The 25,501-nt window shown below is 52.2% G+C and carries 27 protein-coding genes; 15 read left to right on the top strand and 12 right to left on the bottom strand.

Going from position 1 to position 25,501, the window contains the following annotated elements; genetic code table 11:
- Positions 1-12: 12 nt before the first annotated feature.
- A complete protein-coding gene (kdgR, locus tag OGV69_RS16945) occupies positions 13-804 on the top strand; it encodes a DNA-binding transcriptional regulator KdgR (protein WP_006684175.1) in 792 nt (263 codons plus the stop codon).
- 114 nt (positions 805-918) lie between these two features.
- On the opposite strand, the gene OGV69_RS16940 is transcribed toward kdgR, so the two are convergent.
- Entirely contained in the window at positions 919-1,158 is a 240-nt protein-coding gene (locus OGV69_RS16940) for a YobH family protein (protein WP_038641292.1), read from the bottom strand.
- A gap of 164 nt (positions 1,159-1,322) precedes the next feature.
- Between OGV69_RS16940 and mgrB the strand changes: the two genes are divergently transcribed.
- The 6 genes from mgrB to rlmA all read left to right on the top strand — a co-directional run bounded on the left by mgrB (position 1,323) and on the right by rlmA (position 5,663).
- Positions 1,323-1,466, top strand: coding sequence for a PhoP/PhoQ regulatory lipoprotein MgrB (mgrB, locus tag OGV69_RS16935; protein WP_038641290.1), 144 nt, complete (start codon positions 1,323-1,325; stop codon positions 1,464-1,466).
- Between the two features lie 74 nt (positions 1,467-1,540).
- On the top strand, positions 1,541-1,825 hold the full coding sequence (locus OGV69_RS16930) for a YebO family protein (RefSeq protein ID WP_069324695.1): 285 nt from the start codon (positions 1,541-1,543) through the stop codon (positions 1,823-1,825).
- A gap of 634 nt (positions 1,826-2,459) precedes the next feature.
- On the top strand, positions 2,460-2,603 hold the full coding sequence (locus OGV69_RS16925; RefSeq protein ID WP_006684179.1) for a DUF2627 domain-containing protein: 144 nt from the start codon (positions 2,460-2,462) through the stop codon (positions 2,601-2,603).
- 12 nt (positions 2,604-2,615) lie between these two features.
- The gene (gene cspE / locus OGV69_RS16920) at positions 2,616-2,825 is read left to right on the top strand and encodes a transcription antiterminator/RNA stability regulator CspE (protein WP_001062678.1); all 210 of its coding nucleotides are present in this window, start codon (positions 2,616-2,618) and stop codon (positions 2,823-2,825) included.
- 219 nt (positions 2,826-3,044) lie between these two features.
- Entirely contained in the window at positions 3,045-4,790 is a 1,746-nt protein-coding gene (ftsI2, locus tag OGV69_RS16915) for a peptidoglycan DD-transpeptidase FtsI2/PBP3(PARA) (RefSeq protein ID WP_038641283.1), read from the top strand.
- 63 nt (positions 4,791-4,853) lie between these two features.
- Positions 4,854-5,663, top strand: coding sequence for a 23S rRNA (guanine(745)-N(1))-methyltransferase (gene rlmA, locus OGV69_RS16910; RefSeq protein ID WP_069324694.1), 810 nt, complete (start codon positions 4,854-4,856; stop codon positions 5,661-5,663).
- On the opposite strand, the gene mntP is transcribed toward rlmA, so the two are convergent.
- The 5 genes from mntP to manX form a co-directional block, all read right to left on the bottom strand.
- Positions 5,660-6,226, bottom strand: coding sequence for a manganese efflux pump MntP (mntP, locus tag OGV69_RS16905; RefSeq protein WP_038641279.1), 567 nt, complete (start codon positions 6,224-6,226; stop codon positions 5,660-5,662). The two genes, rlmA and mntP, sit on opposite strands and share 4 nt — an antisense overlap.
- Positions 6,227-6,658: 432 nt before the next feature.
- A complete protein-coding gene (locus tag OGV69_RS16900) occupies positions 6,659-7,117 on the bottom strand; it encodes a DUF986 family protein (protein ID WP_038641277.1) in 459 nt (152 codons plus the stop codon).
- 60 nt (positions 7,118-7,177) lie between these two features.
- Positions 7,178-8,029, bottom strand: coding sequence for a PTS mannose transporter subunit IID (locus OGV69_RS16895; protein WP_006684184.1), 852 nt, complete (start codon positions 8,027-8,029; stop codon positions 7,178-7,180).
- A gap of 12 nt (positions 8,030-8,041) precedes the next feature.
- On the bottom strand, positions 8,042-8,842 hold the full coding sequence (locus OGV69_RS16890; protein ID WP_005122174.1) for a PTS mannose/fructose/sorbose transporter subunit IIC: 801 nt from the start codon (positions 8,840-8,842) through the stop codon (positions 8,042-8,044).
- Positions 8,843-8,900: 58 nt separating this feature from the next.
- Positions 8,901-9,863 carry a PTS mannose transporter subunit IIAB gene (gene manX / locus OGV69_RS16885; protein ID WP_005122176.1) on the bottom strand — a complete coding sequence of 321 codons (963 nt, stop codon included), beginning with the start codon at positions 9,861-9,863 and terminating at the stop codon, positions 8,901-8,903.
- A 262-nt stretch (positions 9,864-10,125) separates the two neighbouring features.
- Between manX and OGV69_RS25370 the strand changes: the two genes are divergently transcribed.
- Positions 10,126-10,335 carry a protein YoaL gene (locus OGV69_RS25370; RefSeq protein ID WP_072014731.1) on the top strand — a complete coding sequence of 70 codons (210 nt, stop codon included), beginning with the start codon at positions 10,126-10,128 and terminating at the stop codon, positions 10,333-10,335.
- Positions 10,323-11,882, top strand: a complete 1,560-nt coding sequence (yoaE, locus tag OGV69_RS16880; protein WP_038641275.1) for a CNNM family cation transport protein YoaE — start codon at positions 10,323-10,325, stop codon at positions 11,880-11,882. The genes OGV69_RS25370 and yoaE overlap by 13 nt, the downstream gene beginning before the upstream one ends.
- Positions 11,883-11,888: 6 nt before the next feature.
- Here the strand turns inward: yoaE and pdeD are convergent, their stop codons facing one another.
- The 4 genes from pdeD to pabB all read right to left on the bottom strand — a co-directional run bounded on the left by pdeD (position 11,889) and on the right by pabB (position 17,112).
- On the bottom strand, positions 11,889-13,490 hold the full coding sequence (gene pdeD, locus OGV69_RS16875) for a cyclic di-3',5'-guanosine monophosphate phosphodiesterase PdeD (protein ID WP_069324693.1): 1,602 nt from the start codon (positions 13,488-13,490) through the stop codon (positions 11,889-11,891).
- A gap of 130 nt (positions 13,491-13,620) precedes the next feature.
- Positions 13,621-14,985 carry an L-serine ammonia-lyase gene (gene sdaA, locus OGV69_RS16870; protein ID WP_038641271.1) on the bottom strand — a complete coding sequence of 455 codons (1,365 nt, stop codon included), beginning with the start codon at positions 14,983-14,985 and terminating at the stop codon, positions 13,621-13,623.
- A 183-nt stretch (positions 14,986-15,168) separates the two neighbouring features.
- A complete protein-coding gene (locus OGV69_RS16865) occupies positions 15,169-15,747 on the bottom strand; it encodes a CoA pyrophosphatase (RefSeq protein ID WP_069324692.1) in 579 nt (192 codons plus the stop codon).
- A 3-nt stretch (positions 15,748-15,750) separates the two neighbouring features.
- On the bottom strand, positions 15,751-17,112 hold the full coding sequence (gene pabB / locus OGV69_RS16860) for an aminodeoxychorismate synthase component 1 (protein WP_038641267.1): 1,362 nt from the start codon (positions 17,110-17,112) through the stop codon (positions 15,751-15,753).
- 83 nt (positions 17,113-17,195) lie between these two features.
- On the opposite strand from pabB, the gene OGV69_RS16855 reads away from it, so the two are divergent.
- Positions 17,196-17,375: a YoaH family protein gene (locus tag OGV69_RS16855; RefSeq protein ID WP_003020986.1), complete on the top strand. Its 180-nt coding sequence runs from the start codon at positions 17,196-17,198 to the stop codon at positions 17,373-17,375.
- 6 nt (positions 17,376-17,381) lie between these two features.
- Here the strand turns inward: OGV69_RS16855 and OGV69_RS16850 are convergent, their stop codons facing one another.
- Positions 17,382-17,726, bottom strand: coding sequence for a RidA family protein (locus OGV69_RS16850; RefSeq protein WP_042307863.1), 345 nt, complete (start codon positions 17,724-17,726; stop codon positions 17,382-17,384).
- Positions 17,727-17,866: 140 nt separating this feature from the next.
- Here OGV69_RS16850 and yoaA point away from each other — a divergent pair, with 140 nt between their 5' ends.
- The 5 genes from yoaA to rnd all read left to right on the top strand — a co-directional run bounded on the left by yoaA (position 17,867) and on the right by rnd (position 24,301).
- On the top strand, positions 17,867-19,777 hold the full coding sequence (yoaA, locus tag OGV69_RS16845; RefSeq protein ID WP_038641263.1) for a DNA repair helicase YoaA: 1,911 nt from the start codon (positions 17,867-17,869) through the stop codon (positions 19,775-19,777).
- Between the two features lie 58 nt (positions 19,778-19,835).
- A complete protein-coding gene (gene tsaB / locus OGV69_RS16840; RefSeq protein ID WP_227409083.1) occupies positions 19,836-20,531 on the top strand; it encodes a tRNA (adenosine(37)-N6)-threonylcarbamoyltransferase complex dimerization subunit type 1 TsaB in 696 nt (231 codons plus the stop codon).
- Positions 20,532-20,626: 95 nt separating this feature from the next.
- Complete coding sequence (locus OGV69_RS16835) at positions 20,627-21,211, top strand: Slp family lipoprotein (protein ID WP_038641259.1); 585 nt, start codon at positions 20,627-20,629, stop codon at positions 21,209-21,211.
- 204 nt (positions 21,212-21,415) lie between these two features.
- Entirely contained in the window at positions 21,416-23,101 is a 1,686-nt protein-coding gene (gene fadD / locus OGV69_RS16830; RefSeq protein ID WP_123261005.1) for a long-chain-fatty-acid--CoA ligase FadD, read from the top strand.
- An 84-nt stretch (positions 23,102-23,185) separates the two neighbouring features.
- Positions 23,186-24,301, top strand: coding sequence for a ribonuclease D (gene rnd, locus OGV69_RS16825; protein WP_038641255.1), 1,116 nt, complete (start codon positions 23,186-23,188; stop codon positions 24,299-24,301).
- A gap of 48 nt (positions 24,302-24,349) precedes the next feature.
- On the opposite strand, the gene OGV69_RS16820 is transcribed toward rnd, so the two are convergent.
- Entirely contained in the window at positions 24,350-25,435 is a 1,086-nt protein-coding gene (locus tag OGV69_RS16820) for a tartrate dehydrogenase (RefSeq protein ID WP_069324690.1), read from the bottom strand.
- Positions 25,436-25,501: the final 66 nt, after the last annotated feature.

Genomic DNA, 25,501 nt, shown 5'->3' with positions numbered 1-25,501 from the left:
ATGAGGTGATAAATGGCAATCGCAGATCTGGATAAACAACCTGATTCTGTATCTTCCGTGCTGAAAGTTTTTGGCATCCTGCAGGCGCTGGGTGAAGAGCGCGAAATTGGTATTACCGAGCTGTCGCAACGCGTCATGATGTCGAAAAGCACCGTTTATCGCTTTTTGCAGACCATGAAAACGCTGGGTTATGTGGCACAAGAAGGGGAGTCAGAGAAATACTCCCTGACCCTGAAATTATTCGAACTGGGTGCGCGCGCGTTACAAAACGTTGATCTGATCCGTAGTGCTGACATCCAGATGCGTGAACTTTCACGTTTGACCAAAGAGACCGTACACCTTGGTGCGCTGGATGAAGACAGCATCGTCTACATTCATAAAATCGACTCCATGTACAATCTGCGTATGTATTCCCGCGTCGGTCGTCGTAACCCATTGTACAGCACGGCTATCGGTAAAGTTCTTCTGGCATGGCGTGACCGCGATGAAGTGAAGGAAATTCTTGACGGCATCGAGTATAAACGCAGCACCGACCGTACTATCACGAATACTGATGAATTGCTGGTATTGTTAGATAAAGTACGTGAACAGGGATACGGCGAAGATAACGAAGAGCAGGAAGAAGGCCTGCGCTGCATCGGTGTTCCAGTGTTTGACCGTTTTGGCGTGGTGATTGCGGGCTTGAGTATCTCATTCCCGACGCTGCGCTTTTCCGAAGAGCGTTTACACGAATATGTGGCGATGCTGCATACGGCAGCGCGTAAGATTTCTGAACAAATGGGCTATAACGACTATCCGTTCTAATCCGCAGCAATAGCGCTAAGTGTAAAACCCCAGGTATTGCGTACCTGGGGTTTTTTAATGAATAAAATTAACGCTGTTTTGCGCAAATAGCATTGAGAATGTATTGCTTCTATCTTAACCGTTATCGATAACGACAGTACTTTTCCGCAATACAGGGCAATCTGAAAGGCCAATAAGGCCGCTGTTTGAGTGGACATATTGTGCGGTGCTGGTCCCGCGAGCGGTCAGATATTGGCATTGCAGACCCAGACCGGCCGCATTCTCTTTACTCCCAATCAAAATGCCATAGCCGCTGAGTAATAAACCGATCCAAACCAGAGCTAACAACACAATAGCGCGGATAATCAGACGCATTACAACCTCTTATCTTTTCTCGTTATTAGTAGATTAGTCTGTACACGGGATGAAACAAGTCAATCATTCCTAAAAAGATGGAATGCCGTTACAGTTAACGCTGGGTTTAGGTAACGCATGATAATTTATAGTCATAAGATGTAGAGTTGAAGAGTGGAGCTGGAGTGAAAAAAATACGCTGGGTGGTACTGATTGTTATCGTGCTGGTATGCATATTGATGTGGGCGCAGGTGTTTAACATCATGTGCGATCAGGACGTACAATTTTTCAGCGGTATTTGTGCCATCAATAAATTTATTCCCTGGTAAGCGCATTTTTACAACAGTTGATTACCTTCTTGTGCGGCAGTGGTAAACTACGCTGTCTACATTGAGGTGGTGAAATGAACGAAGTTTTGAATTCTGGCGCGTTAAGTTTTGCGTCTTTAGCGGTATCGGTGGTGGTTTTGGTTGTTGGGCTTGTGTTGTGGTTTTTCGTCAATCGGGCAAGTTCGCGTACTAACGAGCAGATAGAACTGCTTGAAGCATTGTTAGACCAGCAAAAAAGACAGAACGCATTGCTCCGTCGCCTTTGTGAAGCTAACGAACCAGAAAAAACGGCAGAACCTGCAGCGGTTGCTGCGAAGGATGAAGATGACGACATCATCCGCCTGGTAGCTGAGCGCTAAAAACAGTATGGCAGGGTGAAGGTCTGCTGATGCGGTTCGCAGATACCTCATCCTGTCGTCAACATGTCAGATCATTTTCTTCTGCTCTCGCCGCGTAATTAGCGTTCGGCGTCGCCTGTTACCTGAGTATTTTCAGATACTCTATCCAATTAATATCTTATGTGCGGTCTGATCTAATATATTTTCCCATACGTTAAAAATATGATTATGTCATTTTTGTGATAGCGATCGTCTTATTCACAGCGAAACGTTTCTCTTACTTTTTTGTGCATTGTCATCATTCTTTCATTATTTTAGTGCAAAACCAGAAGGCGGATCTCATTTTTACGCTTGTGACATTTTATGCATTACTAAGCATAAAAAATGATATCCACCAGCCCCTGTGACAGATAACCTGGAACAACCGAAGCTATTGAGCTATGGTAGAAATGTCCCTGTGACGGTGCAAGCCTGACGGGGCAAGGGGAGAGAGGTGAGAATATAACTCTGCTCGGTCTGGCGCATAACTGTGCAGTGGTTGTTTGATGAACAACAGGATTTGTGCGACCGATCGAGACACGTTTAAAAATGGCTTGCCATTATTTACGTTGTATGTGATAACACGTTTTGGGTTAAACGAGGTACAGTTCTGTTTATGTGTGGCATTTTCAGTAAAGAAGTCCTGAGTAAACACGTTGACGTTGAATACCGCTTCTCTGCCGAACCTTATATTAGTGCCTCAAGCAGTAATGTCTCAGTTTTATCTATGTTATGCCCGCGGGCGAAGAAAATACTCTAAGGAATTTTGCAAATGGCAAAGATTAAAGGTCAAGTTAAGTGGTTCAACGAGTCTAAAGGTTTTGGCTTCATTACTCCGGCTGATGGCAGCAAAGATGTGTTCGTACACTTCTCCGCTATCCAGGGTAACGGCTTCAAAACTCTGGCTGAAGGCCAGAACGTTGAGTTCGAAATTCAGGACGGCCAGAAAGGTCCGGCTGCTGTAAACGTAACAGCTATCTGATCGACACCACTGATTTGATGCGCTCTTGCGCAACCATCTCAGATATAAAGCCTCGCTTATGCGGGGCTTTTTAATTCAAATTACGTCAAAATATTTCTGAAAGCCCATCCATTAGCGCTTTGTTGCAAAGGCGTGATGTTCGTAGCATAGTTTTCCCCGCATTCTCGCGGCATTTCTCGTTAAATCAGACACCTGAAAAACTATCATGCGGGAGTCCAGGTGAAAAAGAAAAACGACATAGATGCGCGCAATTTTACTCCCGTACGTTTTGCCCTGCTTTGTGTGGCGATATTATTAAGCCTGGGATTGCTGCTGGGGCGCGTGGCGTGGCTACAAATTGTCACGCCGACAACTTTGGTAAAACAGGAAGATATGCGTTCGTTACGCGAGGTTACCATTGCCTCGCCACGCGGAATGATTACCGACAGAGAAGGGCGACCGCTGGCGGTAAGTGTCCCGGTGAATGCCGTCTGGGCAGACCCTAAAACCATTATCAGCAAGGGAGGCGTGGGCTACAACGAACGTTGGCAGGCGTTAGCAAAGACGCTGAACATTTCGCTCAGTTCTCTGGCTGAGCGTGTTAACAGTAATCCTGCGGGACGCTTTATTTATCTGGCGCGCCAGATCTCTCCTCAGCAGGCTGAATGGATCGATAACCTTAATCTTCCGGGGATCAATCTGCGTGAAGAATCACGCCGCTTTTATCCCGCCGGACATGTTGCGGCTAATCTCATTGGTTTCACCAATATTGATGGCCAGGGTATTGAAGGCCTGGAGAAAAGCTTCAATAGCCAGTTGATGGGCAAACCCGGCTCCCGCCTGGTCCGTAAAGACAAATTTGGTCATGTCATCGAAAATATCACCGAAGTGATGCCGGTGCCTGCACATGAGTTACAACTCAGTATTGATGAGCGTTTGCAGACGGTCACTGAAGACGCGCTGGACAATGCCGTTACATGGAATAAAGCGGAATCCGGGGCCGCGGTACTGGTTAATATTGACACCGGCGAAATTCTCTCCATGGCAAGCTTCCCCGACTTTAACCCCAACAATCGAGACGGCGCGGTACTGGATGATTTTCGTAACCGTGCCATTAGCGACACCTTTGAACCCGGTTCAACCGTTAAGCCGCTGGTGATCATGACCGCGCTCCAGCAGGGGATTGTGCAACCGGACAGCGTCATTGATACCCATCCTTTTAATGTCGACGGGCATCGTATTCGCGATGTCGGATTTTACCCGGAGCTGTCGCTGACCGGCATTTTGCAGAAATCGAGCGACACGGGCGTTTCGCACTTGTCGTTAGCTATGCCGGTGCAGAAATTGCTGGATACCTATAAACGTTTTGGCTTTGGCGACCCAACCGGGTTGGGATTAACCGGCGAAAGCAGTGGTTTAATGCCTCAACGCCGCTACTGGAGCGATTTGGATCGCGCCACCTTTGCATTCGGTTATGGGCTCATGGTGACGCCGCTCCAGTTGGCGCATGTCTATGCCACCATCGGTAGTTTTGGCATCTATCGCCCCCTTTCTATCACGCGTATTGATCCGCCGGTAATAGGGACGCGGGTGATGCCCGAGGCGCTGGTTCATCAGGTTGAACATATGATGGAAAGCGTCGCGTTACCCGGCGGTGGGGGAACCAAGGCCGCGGTCAGGGATTATCGGGTTGCGGTGAAGACCGGGACGGCGAAAAAAATTGGCGATGATGGTAAATATGTTGATAAATACGTGGCTTATACGGCAGGCGTTGCGCCAGCGAGCGACCCGAAATTCGCCTTAGTCGTGGTTATTAATAATCCACAAAACGGTGCTTACTATGGGGGCGCCGTCTCCGCGCCGGTATTCAGCCAGATAATGGGTGATGTCTTACGCCTGGAAAATGTTAAACCAGACGGTATGCCTGCCGACTCCGATCACCTGCTGGTGATGCATGGCGACAGCGTATCCTCGCCGACGCTGTAAGTTATTTTCCCGGGGCGCAATTCGCGTTACACTTGCGCCCTCAAATCACCTGCCGGAGTTGTCATGTCGTTTTCCTGTCCTCTTTGCCACCAGCCTCTTACTCAAACGAAAAACAGTTTTATTTGCCCTGAGCGGCACCAGTTTGACGTGGCGAAAGAAGGGTATGTCAACTTACTGCCGGTTCAGCATAAGCGGTCGCGCGATCCGGGTGACAGCGCTGAGATGATGCAGGCGCGGCGGGCGTTTCTTGATGCCGGACACTATCAACCGCTGCGTGACGCGATTGTGAATGTGCTTGCGCAGACGCTGAGTTCAGCGAACGCGGCGATTCTGGATATCGGCTGTGGAGAAGGGTATTACACCCATGCCTTTGCCGATACGCTGACTGGCGGCAAGACTGTTGGCCTCGACGTTTCTAAAGTGGCGATTAAGGCCGCAGCCCGTCGTTATCCGCAGGTCACCTTTTGCGTGGCTTCCAGCCATCGTCTGCCGTTTGCCGATGCGTCCATGGATGCCATCATCAGGATCTACGCGCCTTGTAAAGCGCAAGAGCTGGCTCGCGTGGTGAAACCGGGCGGATGGGTAATCACCGCCACGCCCGGGCCGCGTCATTTAATGGAGCTGAAAGGGCTGATTTATGATGAGGTGCGTTTGCATGCGCCACATACCGAACAACTGGACGGTTTTATTCTGCAGCAAAGTATTGCGCTGGGCTATCAGATGCAGCTCCAGGGCAGCGAAGCCGTTGCATTACTGCAAATGACGCCGTTCGCCTGGCGGGCAAAACCGGAAGTGTGGGAAACGCTGGCAGGAAAAACGACGTTTGACTGCCAGACAGATTTTAGTATTCACATCTGGCAGCGCCTGAATTAACCGTGGAAGTGTGCCCAGAGGATCTGGGCGCCGATACCAATCAGTACCACCCCGCCCAGGATTTCAGCTCGTTTGCCCAGCATCGGACCAATAAAACGACCGATCATCATGCCGAGCGTGGACATCATCAACGTGGCGCAGCCGATGGCCAGCGCAGTCGCAATGATGTTAACCTGCAGGAACGCCAGACCCACCCCGACGGCCATCGCGTCGAGACTGGTGGCTATAGCGGTGGTGACCAGCAGCCAGAATCCGTGGCGGCGCGGCGGTTCTTCATCTTCATCACCGTTGTCGCGAAAACCTTCGATTATCATTCGCCCACCTAAGAAAATCAGCAGAATGAAAGCGATCCAGTGGTTCCACTCCAGCACGAATTTGCTTGCCAGCATGCCCATTCCCCAGCCAATCAGCGGCGTCAGGGTTTCAACTGCGCCGAAAATGAGACCGGTGCGCAGAGCTTCAGAAAATTTGGGTTTATGCAGGGTGGCGCCTTTGCCAATTGATGCAGCGAAAGCATCCATCGACATGCCGAAAGCGAGAAGTACAGTAGCGGTGAGATTCATAACAGCGTCCTGACCGGGGTATCCATAAAACACATCACTGCCCCCAGTAACCATGCACACAGATTAAAATCACGAAATATATCGTGCCATTCAGGTATGCATTGCAGTTGATGTGCCTATGGTCTCGCCTGACTGAAGCTGTATGTTCAGTCCGTACGCGCCACGTTTTTCAACGAGTATGTTGACACGTACATTTCCGGAGTCTGGAAATCGGCTACTCCCCAACGACGGGCGCAACCTTAACATATATTGAGAATATAAAACAAGAAACAGGGAAATAATATTTGACTTCTAATTGAAAACGATTTTCATTTAGATTTATTTATAAACAGAACGTTAAAATAAATAACATTACGGACGTTGTAATATAGCCTTAGCTATGTTTTGTTTTCAAAAATATATAAAAAACATAGTTCAGGCTATCTTTCTAATTCACTGATTTGAAATGAGAAGCTTATATATTTTTTCAAGATCGTCTATATTTCGTACGCGAACCAGCAATCTCCGCTGTTCTAATTGCATCACCAGCACGCCGTCCTCTGATAAATTCATCTCTTTAATGCGGTTATATTCAATCCAGACGTTGGCAAAGAAAAACCCTTTTTGCTTGAAGATGATTTTCGGCGTACGGATCCAGAACAGATACAACCCCATCAATATCAGTGCGCATAATAACCACGTGGTGAATTGCGCCCCGTGGCTGGTGACGTTGTTGTAAATAAGAATAGCTACCAGGCCAATGAAGATAACACTGTCAACACGGCTGCGAGGAAGCAGGGCGACCGTCAGCAGAGTAAGGCCATTACGGCGGGGCATGATGAACTGATCGTAAATGGCATACGCCAGCAGCGAAAAGATAAAAAGAACCAGCACCAGGTCCGTGATAGTCATGAATCCTCAATCCTCTAAATAGAAAAACCGGGGGCAAGCCCCCGGTGGTGTACAACAGTCTTACAGGCCAAGCAGGCCGACAGCGTAGCCCGCGATACCGATGATGAAGAAGCCAACGATAATCCACAGCGGGTTCACTTTCTTACGCAGCAGCCACATACAAGCGAAAGTCAGCAGCAGGGGAACCAGGCCCGGCATCAGCTGGTCAAGGATAGTCTGCACGGTGGTGACGCGAGTCTGACCATCCTGACCGGTGATAGTGGAGACCACCAACGGGATATTCACGTGCGTCCACTTGTTAACCAATGCCCCCATGACAAACAGGCCGAGGATTGACGCCCCCTCAGTCAGTTTCTGCAGGAAGCCGCCGCCCATATCTTTAACGATATCGACCCCTTTACGGTAGCCGTATGCCACACCGTAGTAACGGGTTGCCAGACGCACCAGGTTAAACAGGATGAAGAACAACAGTGGTCCAAGCAGGCTGCCGCTCATCGCGATACCAGCGCCAAGCGCAGCAAATACCGGACGTACGGTACCCCAGAAGATTGGGTCGCCGACGCCTGCCAGCGGTCCCATCAGACCAACTTTGATACCGTTGATAGCACCATCGTCAATCTCTGCGCCGTTGGCACGCTGCTCTTCCATCGCCAGCGTAACGCCCAGCACAGGTGCGGCTACGTACGGATGGGTGTTAAAGAATTCCAGGTGACGCTTAATAGCCTGCTTACGTGCGTCGTTGTTTTCCGGGTACAAACGGCGGATAGCCGGTACCATGGAGAAACAAAAACCCAGCGCCTGCATACGTTCGAAGTTCCATGAACCCTGAAACAGGTTAGAACGAATGAACACGCCACGAATGTCACTCGGAGTGAGTTTTTTCTCGGTGGTAGTTTTAGTCATATCAACCATTTCGCTCACCTGCTAGTCCAGTTCGTTATCAAGATCGTTGTTACCAGCTGCCTGAACTGGCGCACCGGCGACGCGGTTATATTTCGGGCTCAGCTGAATGTAGAGGATTGCCATCACTGCGCCAATCACACCCAGAGCAACCAGGTTGAAGTTAGTAAATGCCGCGGTGACGAAGCCGAGGTAGAAGAACGGCATCAGGTAGCCCGCGCGCATCATATTGATGACCATCGCATAACCAACCACTACGATCATACCGCCTGCGATGTTCAGGCCGCCGGTGACGACTTCCGGAATGGCGTTGAGCATGCTCTGAACTTCACTGGTACCTACAGAAATCGCCACGATTACCGCCGGGATAGCGATACGCATAGCCTGCAGGAACAGTGAGGACACGTGCAGCCAGGAGAGCGCCGTCAGGTTGCCGTTTTCGGCCGCCTTATCCGCTGCGTGCTGGAATGCTACGGTGATAGTACGAACGATGATGGTCAGAACCTGGCCTGCTGCTGCCAGCGGGATAGCCAGCGCGATACCGGCACCAATGCTTTGGTGACCCGCGATAACCAGAACGGTAGAGATAATTGACGCCAGTGCGGCATCTGGTGCAACCGCAGCACCGATGTTCATCCAGCCCAGGGCGATCATTTCCAGGGTACCACCGATGATAATACCGGTTTTCATATCCCCGAGAACGGCGCCAATAAGCGTACAGGCCACCAACGGACGGTGGAACTGAAATTCATCGAGTACCGACTCCATACCCGCGATACATGCGACGATGAACACCAGCACAATCTGAAGAGTGGTAATCTCCATTGTACTTCTCCTATTGCTATACAGACTTAAGTGTGAAAACTAAGTAAATGCCAGGGAATTATTTCGCCTTGGCAATCAAATCCATCATTTTCAGTTTCTGATCGGTCGAAACTTTACGCGCTTCGAGCTCAATACCGCGTTCGTTGAGTTTTTTGAAGGCTTCGATGTCTTTTTCATCAACAGAAATTGCGTTGTTTACCTGTGTTTTACCCTGACGGAAAGCCATACCGCCAATGTTTACAGAGGTAATTTTCACACCACCTTCAACGATACGTTCCACATCGGTCGGGTTGGTGAACAACAGCATCACACGCTCGCCTGCATATTTCGGGTTGTTGTAGACGCGGATCATTTTCGCGACATCAACCACATGCGCCGTCACACCCGGAGGTGCTACCTGAGTCAGCAGCGTTTTACGCACGGTATCGGCGGCAACTTCATCGCTGACGACGATAATGCGCGTTACGTTGGTTTCTTTGGTCCAGCGAGTGGCTACCTGACCATGAATTAAACGGTCATCGATACGCGCCAGACCGATCTGCATATAATCGTTCGGGCCCATCGGTTTCGCCGGTGCTGCTGCTTTTGGTGCCGCAACGGGGGCAGGAGCGGCTTTTTCCACCGGTTTCGCTTTCAACGCTTTCACGCCTTCGCTACCGGTTTCAACGGCCAGTGCCACTAATTCATCAAAGCTCGGGTTGTCATCACGCGCCATGAAGGTTTCAACCAGCATGGGAATGTTCACACCGGCGATAACTTCGTAATGCTCTTTATCGACGACAATGCGGCTCGCAGCGTTAAACGGGCTGCCTCCCCATGTGTCAACGAGAAACAGCACGCCTTTACTGGTATCGAGTTTTGCCAACTGAGCGTTGTATTTTTCGATCAGCGTTTCGGCATTTTCGCCTGGAACGAAATCGATCCAGCCGACGTTTTCCTGCTCGCCTAACAGCATCTCTGCTGTCTTAAGTAACTGCTCTGCAGCCCAACCATGTGTGCCTATTACAATAGCAATGGTCACTTGCTACCTCCTTTATTATCGTTAACACATCAGCGTAAAGATGTATTTGAATCGTCGTCCGCAATCGAATCGATTCAGATAAGGGTTACAAAGAAAAACCTATGATTTTCGTGAATTATTTTAGATATCGAAAAAAATATTTTATGTGATGAAGATCCGTAATTTAACTTCCGATGAAAAGAAATTTCGAAGGGTAAAATATCTCCGAAACAACTTATTGCAAAGGAAGGTAAATCTTTGCTAAAAACCGGTTGTCTCTGTTATGTTTAGCATCTGTTTAATTACTCAGGAGTATAGGGCAGTAGCCCACCATATGGATCGTCACCGACGTCATTTCACCCTCAGGCCGCTTTGCGCCTGTCAGATTGGCACTTTTTGCCACAAATTTTCTCTGCATAATGCTTTAACGCCTGAGATCCTCAGCGCGCAGTTTGGTCATTCCTTAAGCAGGAGCTTGTCATGGAATTATTAATGGACCCGCAGATTTGGGTGGGTTTGCTCACGCTTGTCGTTCTCGAAATTGTTCTGGGTATTGATAACCTGGTCTTCATTGCGATCCTGGCTGATAAGCTGCCGCCGAAACAGCGAGATAAAGCGCGTTTAATCGGTTTATCACTGGCACTGATTATGCGTCTGGGCTTGTTGTCCGTGATTTCGTGGATGGTAACGCTGACAAAGCCGCTGTTTACGGTAATGGACTATGCGTTCTCGGGACGCGATCTGATAATGCTGCTGGGCGGTATCTTCCTCTTGTTCAAGGCAACGACAGAGCTGCATGAGCGGCTGGAAAACCGTGAACATGATACCGGGCAGACGAAAGGCTATGCGAGCTTTTGGGTTGTGGTGACGCAGATTGTCATCCTTGATGCGGTGTTCTCGCTGGATGCGGTGATTACTGCGGTCGGTATGGTCAACCATCTGCCGGTCATGATGGCGGCGGTCGTGATAGCTATGGCCGTGATGCTGCTGGCTTCCAAGCCGTTGACGCGATTTGTGAACCAGCATCCGACGGTGGTGGTGCTGTGTCTGAGCTTCCTGTTGATGATTGGTCTGAGTCTGGTTGCCGAAGGGTTTGGCTTCCACATTCCGAAAGGTTATCTGTATGCGGCGATTGGCTTCTCGATCATCATCGAGTTGTTTAACCAGATTGCCCGTCGTAACTTTATTCGCCACCAGTCGACCCTGCCGCTGCGTGCGCGGACTGCGGATGCAATCCTGCGTCTGATGGGCGGTAAACGTCAGGCCAGCGCGCAGATGGAATCCGACAATCCGGTACCTGTGCCCGTTCCGGAAGGCGCATTCGTGGAAGAAGAACGCTATATGATCAACGGCGTACTCTCCCTGGCCTCGCGTTCATTACGTGGCATTATGACGCCTCGTGGCGAGATTAGCTGGGTTGATGCGGACCTGAGCGTAGCGGAAATTCGCGAGCAATTGCTTTCGTCACCGCACAGCCTGTTCCCGGTATGTCGCGGTGAACTGGACGAAATTATCGGTATCGTCCGTGCCAAAGAACTGCTGGTGGCGCTGGAAGAGGGTGTGGATGTGGCGGCGATTGCCTCAGCCTCTCCGGCTATCGTGGTGCCGGAAACGCTGGACCCGATCAATCTGTTGGGCGTTCTGCGTCGTGCCCGCGGTAGTTTCGTGATCGTCACTAACGAATTTGGTGTCGTGCAGGGGCTGGTTACACCGCTGGACGTATTAGAAGCTATCGCCGGTGAGTTCCCCGATGCCGATGAAACGCCTGAAATTATTGCTGATGCAGGCGGTTGGTTGGTGAAAGGCGGAACCGACCTGCATGCATTGCAGCAGGCGCTGGACGTGGATACGCTGGTGGATGAAGACGAAGATATCGCGACGGTGGCAGGTTTAGTCATCGCGGCTAACGGTCATATTCCGCGCGTCGGCGATGTTATCGAGGTTGCGCCGCTGAGTATTACGATTGTCGAAGCGAATGACTATCGTGTGGATTTAGTTCGCATTGTTAAAGAACAACCTGCTCACGACGAAGACGAGTAATCGGGTTTAGCGAAACGGCATAACGGGCATACTATGTCGCCCGTTATGCCGGGTGGGCGGCGGCGTGCTGCCCGCCAGCCATTTTGGAAAATCGCGTAGCGGCATTGGCTTCGCATACAGAAAACCTTGCAATAAATGTACACCGTGCCGGCGCAAATGCTGTGCCTGCGCCTGCGTTTCAACCCCTTCCGCCACCAGTTCGATATTCAGTCTTTTTCCCAGCGCGATGATGATGTCTGTAACGGTTGAGTTCACGGCATCGGTACCGATCGCAGAAGTAAATGATTTATCAATTTTCAGTACATCCGGGCGGAGTTTTTCCAGCCAGGAGAGCGAGCTGTTGCCAGTGCCAAAATCGTCAATCGCCAGTTTTACGCCAAGGCGATTTAGCTCGCGTACAACCCGATAATCCACATCCAGTAACGCATCACGTTCGGTAAGTTCGATGACTAACTGCTGAATGGGATGCTGGCTAAACCAATACTGGTTGAGATCTTTTAACAGCGTGCCGTGGCGAAAATGGCTGGCGGCGACATTGATCCCGATATGAAACTGACTGCTCATGGGGAAGACGTGTCGTTGCTGAATGGTTTCTGCGATGACGTGACGCGTCAGGGGCACGATCAGGTTGTGCTCCTCGGCGATGGGAATAAACACTTCGGGAGAGATCCAACCCTGACGCGGATTATTCCAGCGTAACAGGATTTCCACCCCCATGCATTGCTGCGTTTGCGCATTGAGCAGCGGCTGGCAGAACAGCTCGAATTCCCGGGCGGCAAGGGCCAGATTTATCTCCCAGGAGAAACTCATTCTGTTGGCGGTTGCCAGCCACGCCAGGTACCCCACTAACAGACTGAGGATCACCGCCAGCGGCAGTTGTGTTGGCAGATGTTTAATCGCCAGTTCACTGGCGCCCGGACCGGTAACGCTGATAGTAAACGGGAAATGCTGTGATGAGAGCTGGTAGCGTTTTTCATTCTTTAGTTCAGGTAGCGTATCGACAACACCTTGTCCGTAGAGCAGATGGCGATTGCCGACACTTAAGCTGGCATGGGTGATCTGCGGCAGTTGTGGCTCAAGCAACATGGATGATAATAACTCAATGTTGACGATTTCCAGCACGCCATCTTCACCATCGGCAGAGGATGGATACCATTGTGTCAGAATCGGACTGTCTTTAATTATCGAATGGTCGGTTGATAACAGCAGTAGCGACTCCTGGCTTGGTAATTCAGGCTCCAGTTGACGAACAGGCTCATTGCGATAACCAAAAATGCTGGAGCAATACAGAATCCCATCTTTAACCAGGTTGACAGAGCGTACCGTTTGCAGCCTGGCAGCATGCTTGCTCAACGGTAAACGCGCGACTGAACAGGGGAGACCAATCAACGGCAACAGCACATCTCGTCCGGCCTGAAGGGGCAAAAGCACGTGATCCAACTCTTCAACCGCGTGGTTGGCAAAGGTTACGGTATTTCGATGATTTAAATTACGCTCCGAAATAAATCGGACCGTTAACGTGAGGATAAGCGTTACCAGGGCACATAGGGTGCAAACAAATAAGCGATTCCGGCGATAGTTTTTAATGATCCGTTGTGCTGTATGCATGCGGGCCGCCCGATAAGCCGTTGGTCACAAAAGCCAAAAGCAACAGAGCAAGTGTAGTGGGGAAAATTACAGTAGACGAGGAAGGGGAGATAAATTCGCCCATCCGTCGCAGATGGGCGAAAATTAAGTATTAGTCACACTGAACTTTGATTGCCAGACCACCACGTGACGTTTCGCGGTATTTGGCGTTCATGTCTTTACCCGTTTCGTACATGGTCTCAATGACTTTATCCAGTGAAACGCGTGGCGCACTGGTACGGCGCATTGCCATACGTGCGGCATTGATAGCTTTCACGGAAGCAATGGCGTTACGTTCGATGCACGGAACCTGAACCTGACCGGCAACCGGGTCACAGGTTAAACCGAGGTTATGCTCCATACCGATTTCTGCCGCAACACACACCTGTTCAGGACTTGCACCCAGTAGCTCAGCCAGACCGGCAGCCGCCATAGAACAAGCCACGCCAACTTCACCCTGACAGCCGACTTCAGCACCGGAGATAGATGCATTCATTTTGTACAGTGCGCCAATTGCACCGGCCGCCAGGAAATAGCGGGTGTAGATATCCGGGCTGACGGACTCAATGAAATGATCGTAATAGGCCAGGACCGCAGGCACGATACCGCAGGCACCGTTAGTTGGCGCTGTGACAACGCGACCACCCGCGGCGTTTTCTTCGTTAACGGCCAGCGCAAACATGTTCACCCAGTCGATCACGTTCATCGGATCGTTGGAGAGCTTGTCGCTGGAGACCAACATACGACGCAGGGCAGAGGCGCGACGCGGAACGCGCAGCGGCCCAGGCAGAACGCCTTCGGTGTTCATCCCACGATCGATACAGGCCTGCATGGTTTGCCAGACGTTGCCAAAGTACTCTTCAATCTCTTTTTTGCTGTGCAGAGCAAGTTCGTTCTGCATCACCATGCCAGAGAGGGACAGGCCGGTGCTGTTGCAGTATTCCAGCATTTCAGTGGCGGATTTGAACGGATAAGGTACGCTGACCTCATTGGCGGTATCCTGACCAAAATGTTCTTCATCAACGATGAATCCACCGCCGATTGAGTAGTACGTTTTGCTGTAAATGACGGTTTCGCCATTATACGCATGGATCTGCATACCGTTTTCATGCAGCGGCAGGTTGCCGTTATGAAAACGCATTCCATCATTCTGCGGGAAATCCACTTCGTGCTGACCCTGTGCAAGCAGCAGGCGTCCACGCGCTTCTACATCGCGGATAAATCCGGGAATGCTGTCAATGTTTACGGTAGCAGGCTCGTTGCCTGCCAGACCCATAATAATGGCGATATCGGTGTGGTGACCTTTACCCGTGAGCGACAGTGAACCATACACGTCGACGGCAACACGAGTAACGCTGTCCAGTAATCCTTTTTCGACCAGGTCATCGACGAACTGTTTACCCGCCTTCATAGGCCCTACGGTATGGGAAGATGAGGGACCAATCCCCACCTTAAACATGTCGAATAGACTAATCACGATAATACTCCTACAGGGCGACTGGGCTTTCCAGTAACGATGTTATAACTGCGCATAGTGTAAGAGGGAACGCGGCGATCGGCTTAACTATTCACATGAATTAAACTAATAGATCACCGCGGTTTTACTAATGTTGTGACTTGAGTTTCAAGTTGTCTATGGCGTGCGTAAAGATAAGTATAGTCAGGGCTTGACGCCAATTTGCAGAGCCAGCTCACGAATTATCCCGGCGGTCATTCCCCAGACGAAATATTGCTCATACCACGAAAGCCACACGCGATGAGAATCACCGCGACGATAAATATCGAGCGGATGGTAACGCCCCAAATGTAACGCCTGCGCCAGCGGCATTTCAAACACCGCGGAAACCTCATCTTCACTGGCGCGATACGGCAGATTAGGCGGGATAATGCCGACGACCGGGGTAACCTGAAAACCGGTGACGCTGTCGACCGGCGGCAGGACGCCGATCACCTCAACGCATGACGGCGGAATGGCGACTTCTTCATGCGCCTCGCGAAGGGCTGCGGCGATCAACGAGGCATCGGTGCTGTCCACCGCGCCGCCGGGAAAGGCGACCTGGCCGGCATGTTTGCGTAGATGAACGGATCGCTGGGTTAGCAGCAGCCCCGGCTGTGGTCGGCGGACGACGGGGATCAGCACGGCTGCCTGGCGCTGGTTTAACGCGGCATGGTTGACCTGCGGGCGCAGGAGTTGGAAGCGCGATAAAAAATCATCAAGCGTCAGGCTGCTGTAGTCCACGTGTCAGTTCTCCAGTTGGTGCAAAATACGATTCACTTTATCAAATGTTTCCTGATACTCCGCGTCTTCCTGACTGTCCGCCACAATGCCACCACCGGCTGAACAGTAAATCTGTCCGCCCGTCGTCGTCAGTGTGCGAATGGTGATGCTGGTGTCCATATTGCCGCAAAAGCTCAGGTAACCAATGCTGCCACACCAGGCATTACGTCGGTGCGGCTCCAGCTCATCTATAATTTCCATCGCCCGCACTTTCGGCGCGCCGGTAATGGAGCCGCCGGGGAAGGCGGCGCGCAGCAGGTCGGTAGCGTGCAAAGATTCCGGCAAACGTGCGGTAATGGTGCTGACTAAATGATGAACGGCAGGGAACGGCTCGACTACAAACAGCTCCGGAACCTGTACCGAACCCGGCACGGCAACGCGACCGATGTCATTGCGCATTAAATCGACGATCATCAGGTTTTCCGCACGATCCTTCGGTGAGTTCGCCAGCAGTTGGGCCTGCTCACGATCGGCATCAGCCTCTTCACGTCTTGGCAACGTCCCTTTAATAGGACGCGTCTGGATGTGCTGGTTTTCCAACAGAATAAACCGTTCGGGTGAAAGGCTGAGGATTGCGCCTTCCTCAAGACGAATGAACGCGCTAAACGGCGCACGATTAGCGTGATTGAGTCGTACAAATGCCTGCCACTCATCGCCCTGATAATGCGCCTGAAAACGTTGAGCAAGATTGACCTGATAACAGTCGCCGCTGTGCAGATAACTCTGGACCTGGCGAAATTTTTCGCCGTACTGGGCACGGCTCATATTGGACTGCCACGCCGAGGTTAATGTAAATGGCTCACGTTTTGATGATTGTTGCGCGTTGAGCCATTGCAGCCGCGCTTCGACATCGGTATGGCTGAGCAGGGATACGGTCTGCAGCTGATGATCGACAATCAGCGCCCAGTCGTAAATGCCGACGGCCATATCCGGCAGGGCAATATCGCGCGTGGCAATCGTGGGCAGCAATTCAAATCTTCTGCCAAGATCGTAGCCAAACAGACCTAACGCGCCGCCCTGAAACGGCAGATTGGGGTGATAGCTCGGGTGAATCCCCCGTGCGCTGAGCGCTGAATGTAATACCGTCATTGGGTCATCAAGCGTGCGTACAGTTGCGTGTCCGTCATAGACAACGGTTTCTTCTGCGCGCGTAACCAGCGTGGCGACGGGATCCGCCACCAGAATATCAAAACGGTTATGTGGATGGTCAGCATGACCCGAATGCAACAGCATCGCCCAGGGGAGATGGCTTAAGGTCGAAAAATAGCGTTCAGCGGCGTCCTGACGCCAGGGTAATGTGATTACTGCGGGAGATAACGTCTTCATCTGTCCTGACTCGTTGCTACTCTACTGGCTAACCGCCCGGTAGCATGAAATAATTAGCGCAGACAATTTAGCAGGAGTTAACAATGTTTGCAGGTTTACCTTCACTCAGTCATGAGCAGCAGCAAAAAGCAGTCGAGCGTATTCAGGAACTGATGTCGCAAGGGATGAGCAGCGGACAAGCGATTGCTCTGGTTGCTGAAGAGTTACGCGCCAGCCATACCGGTGAGCGGATCGTGGCGCGTTTCGAAGATGAAGACGAGTAACGTCGCTTACACCGCAGCGATAATCTTGATCTCTACTTTGTATTTCGGGTTCATCAACCCGGCCTGGACCGTACAACGTACCGGCGCGTGACCGGCGACGACCCACGCGTCCCAGGCTTTGTTCATCGCGGCAAAGTCACTTTTATCTGCCAGAAAAAGGGTGGCATCAAGAATACGTGACTTGTTGCTGCCCTGTTTTTCCAGAACTGCGTCAATTTGCGCCAGCGTATTCGCCGTTTGTTCAAAGGCGTCTGCATCCAGGTTTTCCGGTACACCGGTGTAATACAACGTGTTGTTATGGATAACCACGTCGGACCAACGCGCTTCGGCATCAATGCGCACAATTGTCATAAATCATTCCTCATTTACGTTTTTCATAATGGCTTCAGGTTGCGCCAAGACTGCCATAATGTTGTGCCTACGTCACCTCTTCAACTGGCGAAAGACCCGCTGGCCTGACATAATCCCTGTTCAAATGAACAGGGGGCAGTGTGACGGACGATTTTGCAGCAGACGGTCAGTTGGCTAAAGCGATACCGGGTTTTAAACCGCGTGAACCACAGCGGCAGATGGCCTTCGCCGTTAGCCATGCCATTGAAAAATCACAGCCGCTTGTTGTAGAAGCCGGAACCGGAACGGGTAAAACCTACGCTTATCTGGCACCTGCGTTGCGTGCGGGTAAAAAGGTCATCGTCTCTACCGGTTCGAAAGCATTGCAGGATCAGCTTTATAGCCGCGATCTCCCGACCGTCGCAAAGGCGCTGGAATTCACCGGCAAACTGGCGCTGCTGAAAGGGCGCTCCAACTATCTGTGTCTGGAACGCCTTGAACAGCAGGCGCTGGCGGGCGGCGACCTGCCGGTACAAACCTTAAGCGACGTCATTCTGCTGCGCTCCTGGTCAAATCAAACGCTTGATGGCGACATCAGTACCTGCGTCAGCGTGGCGGAAGATTCTCAGGCCTGGCCGCTGGTCACCAGCACCAACGACAATTGTCTGGGCAGCGACTGCCCGCTGTACAAAGAGTGTTTTGTCGTTAAAGCGCGTAAAAAAGCGATGGAGGCAGATGTGGTTGTGGTCAACCACCATCTGTTTCTCGCTGATATGGTGGTGAAAGAGAGCGGGTTTGGCGAACTGATCCCCGAAGCTGAAGTGATGATCTTCGATGAAGCGCATCAGTTACCGGATATCGCCAGCCAGTACTTTGGCCAATCGCTCTCCAGTCGTCAGTTGTTAGACCTGGCGAAAGACATCACCATTGCCTATCGCACCGAGCTGAAAGACACTCAGCAGTTGCAGAAGTGCGCCGATCGCCTGGCGCAAAGCGCGCAGGACTTCCGCCTGCAACTTGGCGAGCCGGGCTATCGCGGCAATCTGCGCGAACTGCTGGCTGACCAGCGTGTGCAGCGCGCGTTTTTGTTGCTCGATGACACACTGGAGCTGTGTTACGACGTGGCGAAACTGTCTCTTGGACGTTCGGCGTTGTTGGATGCTGCGTTTGAGCGTGCCACGCTTTATCGCGCCCGTTTGAAGCGCCTGAAAGAGATTAACCAGCCAGGCTTCAGCTATTGGTATGAATGCACCTCCCGCCATTTCACTCTTGCGCTAACGCCGCTCACCGTGGCGGATAAATTCAAAGAAGTGATGGAACAAAAGCCGGGCTGTTGGATTTTTACCTCCGCGACGCTGTCGGTAAACGATGACCTTCATCATTTCACCGCGCGGCTGGGCATAGATGACGCCGAGTCGATGCTGTTGCCGAGTCCTTTTGATTACACGCGTCAGGCGCTGCTCTGCGTGCCGCGTAATCTCCCGCAAACCAACCAGCCGGGAGCCGCGCGCCAGTTAGCGTCAATGCTGCGTCCCATTATTGAAGCAAACAACGGTCGCTGCTTTATGCTGTGTACCTCACACGCGATGATGCGCGATCTGGCAGAACAATTCCGCGCCACCATGACGCTGCCGGTCCTGTTGCAGGGCGAAACCAGTAAAGGGCAACTGTTACAGCAGTTTGTCAGCGCAGGTAATGCGTTACTGGTTGCTACCAGCAGCTTCTGGGAAGGGGTAGACGTGCGTGGCGATACACTGTCGCTGGTCATTATCGATAAATTGCCGTTCACTTCGCCGGATGACCCGCTGTTAAAAGCCCGGATGGAAGACTGTCGCCTGCGCGGCGGCGATCCCTTCGACGAGGTTCAACTCCCGGATGCGGTAATCACCCTGAAACAGGGGGTAGGACGACTGATTCGTGACGCAGACGATCGCGGCGTGCTGGTCATTTGCGACAACCGCCTGGTGATGCGACCCTACGGCGCTACCTTCCTGGCGAGTCTTCCGCCTGCGCCGCGCACGCGTGACATTGCGCGTGCTGTCCGTTTTCTTGCCATACCATCGACTGAGTAATTTGTTACGGAGTGTGGTAAGATGCGCGCCAAATTTATTGATCTGATCACAAACACCCATGCGAATTCTGGCTATCGATACCGCCACAGAGGCGTGCTCTGTTGCCCTGTGGAATGACGGTACTATCAAAGCTCATTTCGAGCTTTGCCCACGAGAACATACCCAACGAATTTTACCGATGGTCCAGGAGATCCTGGCCGCTGGCGAATTAGCCTTATCCGATATCGACGCCCTGGCGTTTGGTCGCGGCCCAGGCAGTTTCACCGGCGTACGTATCGGGATTGGCATTGCTCAGGGGTTGGCGTTAGGCGCGAATTTACCGATGATCGGCGTCTCTACCCTGGCGACCATGGCGCAGGGGGCCTGGCGTAAGTCTGGCGCCACCCGCGTGCTGGCGGCGATTGATGCGCGAATGGGCGAGGTTTACTGGGCCGAATACCAGCGTGATGAAAATGGCATCTGGCGCGGTGAAGAAACCGAAGCCGTGTTAACGCCTGAACAAGTACATGAACGCTTGCTGCAACTGTCTGGCGAATGGGTCACTGTCGGAACGGGCTGGCCTGCCTGGCCTGAACTGAGTAAAGACAGCGGCCTGACGCTGAGCGATGGCGCTGTTCTGCTGCCGGCGGCTGAAGACATGCTGCCTGTCGCCACGCAATTGCTGGCTGCCGGTAAGACCGTGGCGGTTGAACATGCTGAACCGGTTTATTTACGTAACACCGTGGCGTGGAAGAAACTTCCCGGTAAAGAATGAATCTTAGTAGTACATCCCCGGTTAATTCGCGCAGTCGTCAGTGACCCGCATCGGTGAATTTTCCGGGGCAGGCGCTAAGAAGAGGGAGTCGCAATATGGCGGTGCAAAAGCAGGTAGTGAAAGGTGTGTTGGCGGGCGTATTGGCGTTAATGCTAAGCGGCTGCGTTACCATCCCGGATGCGATTAAAGGCTCAAGCCCTACGCCACAGCAGGATCTGGTGCGGGTGATGAATGCGCCGCAGCTTTATGTCGGACAGGAAGCGCGTTTCGGCGGCAAAGTGGTGGATATTCAGAACCAGCAGGGGAAATCCCGTCTGGAAATTGCCACGGTTCCTCTCGATAGCGGGGCGCGCCCCGTGCTGGGCGAAGCCTCTCGCGGACGAATTTTTGCCGATGTAAACGGCTTTCTCGACCCGGTGGATTTTCGTGGTCAACTGGTTACCGTCGTCGGTCCGATTAGCGGAACAGTGGACGGAAAAATTGGCAGTACGCCGTATAAATTCATGCTGATGCAGGTAACCGGTTATAAACGCTGGCATATTACTCAGCAGATTGTTATGCCGCCTCAGCCGATCGACCCCTGGTTCTACGGCGCGCGTGGCTGGCCTTACGGTGGCTACGGCGGATGGGGATGGTACAATCCCGGTCCGGCACAGGTTCAGACCATAGTAACTGAGTAACTCTTTGTTTTATTAGTAAAAGAAACAGCGGCTCGTCCGCTGTTTCTGCATTAATGTGGATATAAGAAAAATAAATAGTGACGTGCTTCGCAACCTTGTCGTTGTGTAATAAACAAACTGGTACGCTGAGTTAATATTATGTTAACAGTTTGTTTATTGCCTGGGGTTGTGATGACGACGAATATGCATTTTAGAGGTGATGTATTGAAAAAGGTTTGGCTTAACCGTTATCCCGCTGGTGTTCCTGCGGAGATCAATCCTGACCGTTATCAATCCCTGGTGGAACTCTTTGAACACTCAGTAAGGCGCTATGCCGATCAGCCCGCGTTTGTAAACATGGGGGAGGTGATGACTTTCCGCAAGCTTGAAGAGCGCAGCCGGGCGTTTGCGGCCTATTTGCAACAAGGGCTCGGGCTGAAAAAGGGCGATCGCGTCGCGCTGATGATGCCTAACCTGCTGCAATATCCGGTCGCCCTGTTTGGGATTTTACGTGCTGGCATGATTGTCGTGAACGTGAACCCCCTGTACACGCCTCGCGAGCTGGAACACCAGCTCAATGACAGCGGCGCGTCGGCGATTGTCATCGTGTCTAACTTTGCTCACACGCTGGAGAAGGTGGTCGATAAAACGTCGGTGCAACACGTGATCCTGACGCGTATGGGCGATCAACTTTCTACCGCCAAAGGGACGCTGGTTAACTTTGTCGTGAAGTACATTAAGCGCCTGGTGCCAAAATATCACCTGCCGGATGCCATCTCGTTTCGCAGTGCGCTGCAAAACGGTTATCGCATGCAGTATGTGAAGCCTGAAGTGGTGTCGGAAGATCTGGCGTTTCTGCAATATACCGGCGGGACAACCGGTGTGGCGAAAGGCGCGATGCTCACGCACCGCAACATGCTGGCTAACCTTGAGCAGGTTAACGCCACCTACGGACCGTTGCTGCATCCGGGTAAAGAGCTGGTGGTAACGGCCTTACCGCTGTATCACATTTTCGCGCTGACAATGAACTGCCTGCTGTTTATTGAGCTGGGCGGTCAAAACCTGCTGATTACGAATCCGCGCGATATTCCGGGACTGGTCAAAGAGCTGGCGAAATACCCCTTCACCGCGATGACTGGCGTTAACACGCTGTTTAACGCGCTGCTGAATAACAAAGAGTTCCAGCAACTGGATTTCTCCTCACTGCATCTTTCTGCAGGCGGCGGCATGCCGGTTCAACAGGCGGTGGCCGAGCGTTGGGTGAAGCTGACGGGTCAGTATCTGCTGGAAGGCTATGGTCTGACGGAGTGCGCCCCGCTGGTGAGTGTTAACCCTCACGATATCGACTATCACAGTGGCAGTATCGGTTTACCGGTTCCTTCCACCGAGGTCAAGCTGGTGGATGACGACGATAACGAAGTGCCGCCGGGAGAGCCGGGCGAACTGTGCGTGAAAGGTCCGCAGGTGATGCTGGGTTACTGGCAGCGACCGGATGCGACCGATGAAATCGTCAAAGACGGCTGGTTGCACACTGGCGATATTGCGGTGATGGATGATGAAGGCTTCCTGCGGATTGTCGATCGTAAGAAAGATATGATCCTGGTGTCCGGCTTTAACGTTTATCCGAATGAAATTGAAGACGTGGTGATGCAACATTCTGGCGTACAGGAAGTCGCTGCGGTTGGCGTTCCATCGGGCAGCAGCGGTGAGGCGGTGAAAATCTTCGTGGTGAAGAAGGATGCCTCGTTAACCGAAGAAGCGTTGGTTACTTTTTGTCGTCGCCATCTGACGGGCTATAAAGTACCGAAGCTGGTGGAGTTTCGTGATGAGTTGCCAAAATCTAACGTTGGTAAGATTTTGCGACGAGAATTACGTGACGAAGCACGCGCCAAAGTGGACAATAAAGGCTGAGCGTTAAGTCAGCCAGCAGAAAACGCCGGGTAATCCGGCGTTTTTTTTGGCGTAAACCTAAGAGAGCACGATTTGAATTATCAAATGATCACTACGGACGACGCGTTGGCCACGCTGTGCGAAGCCGTCCGTGAATTTCCGGCGATAGCCCTGGATACCGAATTTGTTCGCACACGTACCTATTACCCGCAGTTGGGGCTGATTCAGCTGTTTGATGGCAAACACGTTGCTCTGATTGACCCACAGGGGATCACTGACTGGTCACCACTACGCGATATTTTACGTGATACGGCGATAACCAAGTTTCTGCATGCCGGTAGTGAAGATCTGGAGGTGTTTCTCAATGCCTTTGGTGAACTCCCTCAGCCGTTGATTGACACGCAAATCCTCGCCGCTTTTTGCGGTCGTCCGCTGTCGTGGGGGTTTGCCGCGATGGTGGAAGAGTTTACCGGCATAGCCCTGGACAAAAGCGAATCCCGTACCGACTGGCTGGCCAGGCCGCTGACCGAGCGTCAGTGTGAATACGCGGCGGCTGACGTCTGGTATTTGTTACCGATCACCACAACGCTGATGGCTGAAACCGAAGCCAGCGGCTGGCTGCCCGCCGCGCTGGACGAATGTCGCTTAATGCAGCAGCGTCGCCAGGAGATTCTGGCACCCGAGGATGCCTGGCGTGAGATCACCAACGCCTGGCAACTGCGCACCCGTCAGTTGGCCTGTCTGCAACTGCTTGCCGACTGGCGACTGCGTAAAGCGCGCGAGCGCGATCTGGCGGTAAACTTTGTGGTGCGTGAAGAACACTTATGGGCGGTGGCGCGTTATATGCCGGGTAGTCTGGGCGAACTGGACAGCCTGGGTCTTTCCGGCAGCGAAATTCGCTTCCACGGCAAGACGCTGATTTCCCTTGTCGAGAAAGCGCAGGCTTTACCGGAGGCGTCGCTGCCGCAACCGCTACTGAATTTGATGGATATGCCAGGCTACCGCAAGGCGTTCAAAGCCATTAAGGCGCTGGTTGCCGAAGTCAGTGCGGAGCAAAATCTCAGCGTCGAGCTGCTGGCTTCACGTCGCCAGATCAACCAGTTGCTCAACTGGCACTGGAAATTAAAGCCGCAGCAATCCCTGCCTGAGCTGATTTCCGGCTGGCGTGGCGAACTGATGGCTGAGCGTCTTAACGCGCTGCTGTTGGAGTATCCGCAGTAAGCAAGCTAAAACGGGAGCCGGGTGCTCCCGTTTTTAATGACATGAAGGTTAACTGCGCAGTGCCCGACTAATGGCCTCACCAACCTGCTGTGTGGTGGCGTTACCTTTCATATCTGGCGTTTTCGGGCCGCTGGCAATAACTTGCTCAGTTGCCGCCAGAATGCCGTCGTGGGCGGCCTTATAGTTGGCATCACCGTGACCAAGGAAGTCGAGCATCATCGCGCCAGCCCAGATTGTCGCGATTGGGTTGGCGATATTTTTACCGTAGATATCAGGGGCTGAACCGTGTACCGGCTCGAACAGGGACGGGAAGGTGCGTTCCGGGTTTAAGTTGGCAGATGGCGCAATGCCAATTGTACCGGTACAGGCCGGACCGAGATCGGAGAGAATATCGCCAAACAGATTGGAAGCGACCACGACGTCAAAACGTTCCGGCTGCATCACAAAGCGGGCGCAGAGAATATCAATATGTTGTTTATCCCAGCGGATCCCGGGATAGTTGGCCGCCATCGCTTCGACGCGCTCATCCCAGTAAGGCATGCTGATGGCAAGACCGTTTGATTTAGTCGCTGAAGTTAGCGTTTTGCGCGGGCGGCTTTGCGCCAGTTCAAAGGCGTAACGCAATATACGGTCGACACCACGACGGGTGAAAACCGACTCCTGGATCACCATCTCGTGTTCGGTACCTTCGCTCACACGTCCGCCGAGGGAAGAGTACTCCCCCTCGGTGTTCTCACGCACGACGTAGAAATCAATGTCACCCGGCTGTTTGCCCGCCAGCGGACAAGGGACACCGGGAAACAGCCGCACCGGGCGCAGGTTAACGTACTGATCGAATTCGCGGCGAAACTTAAGCAGTGAACCCCAGAGTGAGATGTGGTCCGGGACGGTGTCCGGCCAGCCCACGGCACCAAAATAGATCGCATCGAAGGATTGCAGCTGTTCACGCCAGTCATCCGGCATCATCTTGCCGTGATGGGCGTAGTATTCGCAACTGGCCCACTCTATTTGTTCAAAGCTAAGCGACAGACCCCAGCGTTCAGCGGCTGCCTGTAACACATGAATGCCTTCAGGCAGGACTTCTTTACCAATGCCATCTCCGGGGATAGCGGCAATACGATAGGTTTTCTTCATAGCAGCTCTCACTTGTACGCCATCAAAATTGACTTTCCCCTCATCCTATAATTGACTGAACGATAG

Origin of the sequence: Citrobacter sp. Cc139 (assembly GCF_030334645.1) — a bacterium.
GTDB classification, from domain to species: Bacteria; Pseudomonadota; Gammaproteobacteria; order Enterobacterales; family Enterobacteriaceae; genus Citrobacter; species Citrobacter werkmanii.
The sequence above is the reverse complement of the archived record's forward strand: the minus strand, read 5'-3'. Positions and strand labels throughout refer to the sequence as shown.